General features: G+C 74.1%; 6 protein-coding genes (1 of these 6 cut by a window edge). 4 read left to right on the top strand and 2 right to left on the bottom strand.

Translation table 11 applies throughout. The features are described from left to right. Positions 1 to 231, top strand: the end of a protein-coding gene (locus ACFV0O_RS35705; protein WP_380348160.1) for an alpha/beta hydrolase family protein. Its footprint begins 1,416 nt before the window's first position; only the last 231 of its 1,647 coding nucleotides appear in the window; its start codon lies off the left edge, out of view; the stop codon is at positions 229 to 231. Positions 232 to 280: 49 nt separating this feature from the next. Here the strand turns inward: ACFV0O_RS35705 and ACFV0O_RS35700 are convergent, their stop codons facing one another. Further along, entirely contained in the window at positions 281 to 1,219 is a 939-nt protein-coding gene (locus tag ACFV0O_RS35700) for a LysR family transcriptional regulator (protein ID WP_380348158.1), read from the bottom strand. 148 nt (positions 1,220 to 1,367) lie between these two features. On the opposite strand from ACFV0O_RS35700, the gene ACFV0O_RS35695 reads away from it, so the two are divergent. Beyond that, complete coding sequence (locus ACFV0O_RS35695) at positions 1,368 to 1,952, top strand: dihydrofolate reductase family protein (RefSeq protein ID WP_380348156.1); 585 nt, start codon at positions 1,368 to 1,370, stop codon at positions 1,950 to 1,952. Positions 1,953 to 1,996: 44 nt separating this feature from the next. After that, on the top strand, positions 1,997 to 2,383 hold the full coding sequence (locus ACFV0O_RS35690) for a VOC family protein (protein WP_380348154.1): 387 nt from the start codon (positions 1,997 to 1,999) through the stop codon (positions 2,381 to 2,383). Positions 2,384 to 2,515: 132 nt separating this feature from the next. Here ACFV0O_RS35690 and ACFV0O_RS35685 read toward each other — a convergent pair whose 3' ends face one another. Continuing rightward, positions 2,516 to 2,965, bottom strand: coding sequence for a DUF5994 family protein (locus ACFV0O_RS35685; protein ID WP_380348152.1), 450 nt, complete (start codon positions 2,963 to 2,965; stop codon positions 2,516 to 2,518). A gap of 276 nt (positions 2,966 to 3,241) precedes the next feature. Between ACFV0O_RS35685 and ACFV0O_RS35680 the strand changes: the two genes are divergently transcribed. Beyond that, positions 3,242 to 3,667, top strand: coding sequence for a CBS domain-containing protein (locus ACFV0O_RS35680; RefSeq protein WP_380348150.1), 426 nt, complete (start codon positions 3,242 to 3,244; stop codon positions 3,665 to 3,667). The last annotated feature ends 219 nt before the right edge of the window (positions 3,668 to 3,886 follow it).

Genomic DNA, 3,886 nt, shown 5'->3' with positions numbered 1-3,886 from the left:
GCGCGGGGGGGGCTGGGGGGCCGGCGTCGGGGGGGCGGGGGGGGGGGGGCGGAGGCGCGCCGCCGGCGGCCGGGCGCCGCGCGGCCCGCCCCCCCCCCCCCCCCGCCCCGGCCCCCCCGCACCGCCCTCGCCACCGCCTCCGTCATCGACCGGGCCCGGCTCGGCGCGCTGCTGCTCGCCGCCGCGGTGTTCGTCCCCTGGGCCCTGTCCTGGGGACTCCTGCTGCCATGATTCCTGCTGCCATGACTCCTCCCGCGGTCCCCCGCCCCGCAGCGGTCGGTCAGCCCGTCGCCACGACGCACGACGGCGGCGCCCCGCCCGTCGCCCCGCCGCCCGCCGGCCCGGCGGCGTCCGCCGCCGCGCGGACGAACGCCAGCACCCGGGCCGTCGAGTTGCCCTCCCGCCAGATCGGGCCGCGTTCGATCGGGGGCGCGTCGTGGATCGGCACGTAGGCGACGTCCGGGCGGGGGTAGTAGCGGCGGGAGTGCTCACCGACCGGCAGGACGCCGCGACCCATCGCGACCAGGCTGAGCATCTCGGAGAACGTCCTGCCGGACGGTCCCCTGGGCACCGGCCGGCCGGCCGGGGTGTGGTCGGGGGTGCGGTCCCGCTTGAAGGTCACCGAGGTGACCTCCGGGTACTGCACCACCGGGTGGTCGGCCAGCACCTCGATCGACACCGACCGCTCCGCGGCCAGCGGATGCCCCGCGGCCACCGCCAGCACCCGCTGCTCGGTCAGCAGCACCGGACCGCGGGCCATGCCGTCGAACGGGTAGGAGGCGATCAGCACGTCGATCGAGCCGTCCACCAGGCTCGCCCGGGAGTTGGAAAGCTGGACCTCCCGAACGTCGACCCGGCAGTCGGGGTGCCGCTCGCCGAACAGCGCGACCGCCCTGAGCAGCACCGGCGCCGTCCACTCCCCGAGGAAGGCCACCCGCAGCTCCCCGGTGACCCCCCGGCTGGCGTCCTCCGCCCGGCGCAGGGCCGCCGCCATCGCCTCCACCACCGGCGTCAGGTCGTCAGCCAACTGCCGTCCCACGGGGGTGAGTCGGACCGATCGACTGGTGCGCTCGAAGAGCGGGCCGCCGATCCGGCGCTCCAGCTTCTTCACCACCTGGCTCACCCGCCCGGTGGTCAGGTGCAGGCGTTCGGCGGTCCGGCCGAAGTGCAGTTCCTCCACGAGCGCGAGGAAGACCTCGACCTCCAGCCGCTCCAGCATCCGCCCCACCCCTCGATCGTTGAATCCTGCTCAACGATCGTACGTCCATCGTGCGTTGATGACGCATCCGCTCCGGAGGATCGTAGAACCCGTCACCGACCGCGTGGAACGGCCCGCGGCGACTCCACCACCACGCACGGAGCACCCCATGACCAGCGCCGCCGCCGCAACCCCCGCCGCCACCGCGACCGGCACCACCGAGCGCCGGATCACCGCCGGCCTCTTCATCTCCCTCGACGGCGTCGTCGAAGCCCCCGAGACCTGGCACTTCCCCTACCTGAACGAGGAGATGGGCGCCGTCGTCGGCGGCCTCGCCGCCGCGGCCGACACCCTGCTGCTCGGCCGGCGCACCTACGAGACCTTCGCCGCCACCTGGCCCCACCAGACCGGCGACATGGCCGACGCCCTCAACGCCGTCCGCAAGCTGGTCGTGTCCACCACGCTCACCGAGCCCGAGTGGAACAACTCCACCGTCCTCGACGGCGACCTCGTCGCCGAACTGACCGAACTCAAGCGGCAGCCGGGCCGCGACATCAGCGTCACCGGCAGCATCATGCTCACCCGGTCCCTGCTGCGCGCCGGCCTGATCGACGACCTCCACCTGCTCGTCCACCCGGTCGTCCTGGGCTCCGGCATCCGCCTCTTCACCGAGCAGGACCGCATCCCGCTGCGGCTCGCCCACTCGGCCACCTTCCGCACCGGCGTGGTCCACCTGCACTACCAGCAGGCCTGACCTCCCACCCGCCCCTCCCCCTCGCACACCAAAGGACACCCACCATGCGCGTCGTAGCCTTCGACCACCTCGTCCTCAACGTCTCGGACGTCGAGCGCTCCCTGGCCTTCTACTCCGGCCTGCTGGGCCTGGAGCCGGTCCGCGTCGACGAATGGCGCGCCGGCAAGGTGTCCTTCCCCTCCGTCCGCGTCACGCCCGAGACCATCATCGACCTGACCGACCGCCCCCGGCAGGAGTCCAACGTCGACCACATCTGCCTCACCGTCGAACCCCTCGACTGGCAGGAGGTCATCGACGCCGGCACCTTCACCGTCCTCGAAGGCCCCGTCCCCCGCTACGGTGCCCGCGGCACCGCCACCTCGGTCTACGTCCAGGACCCCGACGGCAACACCGTCGAACTCCGCTGGTACCCGCAGGACGCCGCCCACTGAGCCCGGGTGCCGCCCCGGCCCCACGGGGGTGGATCGGGGCGGCACCCGTCCGTCACGGACGGACGGACGGAAGCGAGGACCTCGACGTCGCGCCTCGCCGCGGATCCGGCCGGGCGTGACGACGAACGCCGGTCAGCCGAGCAGGAGTTCCGCCGCGGGGGTGTGGTTCCCGGTCACGGAAGCGCCGGCCATCGCCGAGGCGGCCGTCGCCGGGTCGGTGCCGGGCGGCACCACCAGCAGGAGGAAGTGGTCCTGGAGGCCCCGGGTGACGCTGATCGTGGCGTCGCTGCCGGTGAACCAGTTGATCCTGATCGTCAGGCCGTTCGCGTCGACGGACCGGGGCACACCGTCCCAGGCCGAGGTGTCGAGGCCGACCCGCTGGATGCGCCCGAAGTGCGCGCCGAGCGCGGTGATCAGGTCCGGCAGTTCGGCGAGAACCCGGTTCGAGCGGGGCCACCAGGCGCCGTCGAAGACGCCCTCCCGCGACATCGTCGGCTCCAGTTCCAGGCGCGGCAGCAGCGGGGCACCGGCCACCGTCCACGGTCCGGCGGAGGAGGGAATGGGAAGGGGGATCGGCATCATGCGAAGCCGCCCGTCCGGTCCACGAGGGACCCGTCATGACCCAGGGCGACGTCGACGCTGACGCCGGTGTGCGGAACGTCCTCGGTTGCTACCCACGGTACTCCGCGGCAGGTCTCCCCGGGCCGGGCACCACAGGAGTCGCGCCGGGCACCACCGGAGTAGGGTCGTAGGCATCCAGGGCATCCCGCATTCCGGTCCCCGTTCCGGCTTCGTTCTGGGTGAAGGACAGCCCGGCAGCCCCCCGGCGGGCAGTCGGAGACGGGAACGGTGAGCACGGTGACCACCTACTCCCCGCAGCAGGCACGGCCCCGCCACGGCCTCACGGTCGCCGACGCCATGGACCCCTGCGACTACCAGATAGCCGACGACAACACCGTCGGCCAGGCGAACGACGTCCTCCGCGGCGCCGACATCGAGTTCCTGCTCGTCCGCGACCACGACGGCCGGTGCGAGGGGCTGGTCACCCGCACCGGACTCCACCCGTTCCTGGCCCGCTCCTCGGACAGCGAGCTGACCGCGATCGGTTCCACCTCGCACCAGCGCGGCCCGTTCGCCTGGCCGACCATGGGCCTGGCCCTGGCCGCGATCGCGATGCAGATCAAGCACCTGGCGGTCTGGCCCGTCGTCGACGAGGACGGCTACATCCTCGGTGTGCTCACCGCGGACCGCGCCACCGGTCTGCTCGCCGCCGAGCCCGTGTGACCCGCGACCGCCCCGCCGCCCCCGCTCCGGGAAGCCCGTCCGGCTCCCGGAGCAGGTCGGCGATGCGCGGCGAAGACGACACCTCGGGCCCCAGCAGGCGGGTGGCGAAACCGCGGAACGGGGCGCCCGCGGGGGGGCGGGCGCGGGGGGGGGGCGCCCGGGCGGGGGGGGGGGGGCGCGGGCCCCCGGTAGTCCGGGGGGGGGGGAGCGCGCAAACAG

The sequence above is a fragment of the Kitasatospora sp. NPDC059577 genome, from assembly GCF_042735475.1.
Classification (GTDB): Bacteria; Actinomycetota; Actinomycetes; order Streptomycetales; family Streptomycetaceae; genus Kitasatospora.
The sequence above is the reverse complement of the archived record's forward strand: the minus strand, read 5'-3'. Positions and strand labels throughout refer to the sequence as shown.